This is a genomic window from Variovorax sp. WDL1, from assembly GCF_001541225.1.
In the GTDB taxonomy this organism is placed as follows: Bacteria; Pseudomonadota; Gammaproteobacteria; order Burkholderiales; family Burkholderiaceae_C; genus Variovorax.
This window is the reverse complement of the sequence record NZ_LMTS01000268.1, coordinates 1-830: the sequence shown is the minus strand read 5'-3', so window position 1 is coordinate 830 and position 830 is coordinate 1. Positions and strand designations below refer to the sequence as shown.

General features: G+C 67.2%; 2 protein-coding genes. Both read left to right on the top strand.

What is annotated here, in order from left to right:
- Positions 1-401 (top strand): IS66-like element accessory protein TnpA (gene tnpA / locus APY03_RS33065; RefSeq protein ID WP_332307402.1); only part of this gene is annotated, 401 nt, incomplete at its 5' end.
- A complete protein-coding gene (gene tnpB, locus APY03_RS33060) occupies positions 398-736 on the top strand; it encodes an IS66 family insertion sequence element accessory protein TnpB (protein ID WP_068683947.1) in 339 nt (112 codons plus the stop codon). The genes tnpA and tnpB, both read left to right, overlap by 4 nt.
- The last annotated feature ends 94 nt before the right edge of the window (positions 737-830 follow it).

The window sequence follows — 830 nt, the reverse complement described above, 5'->3', positions numbered from 1 at the left end:
TTAGCTGGACATCTATGGACGTCAATCCGAAGCAACGCCGCCGTCACAGCGCGGCGTTCAAGGCGCAGGTTCTGGCAGCATGCGCCGAACCTGGTGCCTCGGTCGCAGCGGTTGCGCTGTCGTTTGGCTTGAACGACAACCTCGTGCATCAATGGCGTCGCGGCCGCGGAGCGAGTCCCGCTCGATCGGCAGGATCGACGACGGTCGCCGACCCTGCGCCGGAGTTCGTTGCGCTGTCCTTGCCGGCACCGCCTCCTTCCCCGGCGTCATCGCGCAAGGCGGCCGCACCCGCTGAGACCATCCGGCTCGAGCTCAAGCGCGGCGCTCTCGGCGTGAGCGTCGTGTGGCCGGTCTCGGCAGCGGTCGACTGCGCAGCGTGGCTGCGCGAGCTCTTGCGATGATCCGCATCGACGCCCTGTGGCTGTGCACCCAACCATTGGACATGCGCGCCGGCGCTGAGCGCTTGATGGCTCACGTCGTGCATGCCCTCGGCAGCGCTCGTGCGCATCACGGCTACTTGTTCGCCAACGTGCGGGCCACCCGCATCAAGCTGCTCGTGCACGACGGCTTCGGCGTGTGGTGTGCCGCCCGGAGGCTCAACGCCGGCCGCTTCGTGTGGCCAAGCGAGAGCAGCGCTGCAACGCCACTGGCGTTGACGCAGGCGCAGTTCGATGCGCTGGTGGTGGGACTGCCTTGGGAGCGTCTGCCGGAGATGAGTTTGATCACGCGGCTATAGGTCGCCGAACGGCGAGCGCGTTGACAGCGCAACTCCCAATGACGCGAAGTAGCCGGGCTTGCATGATGGGTGCCCATGCAGGACCTGCGCGACC

Bases quoted from the DNA above. Each gene is read 5' to 3' on its own strand.
- tnpB (WP_068683947.1), top strand. From the start codon at position 398: ATGATCCGCATCGACGCCCTGTGGCTGTGCACCCAACCATTGGACATG.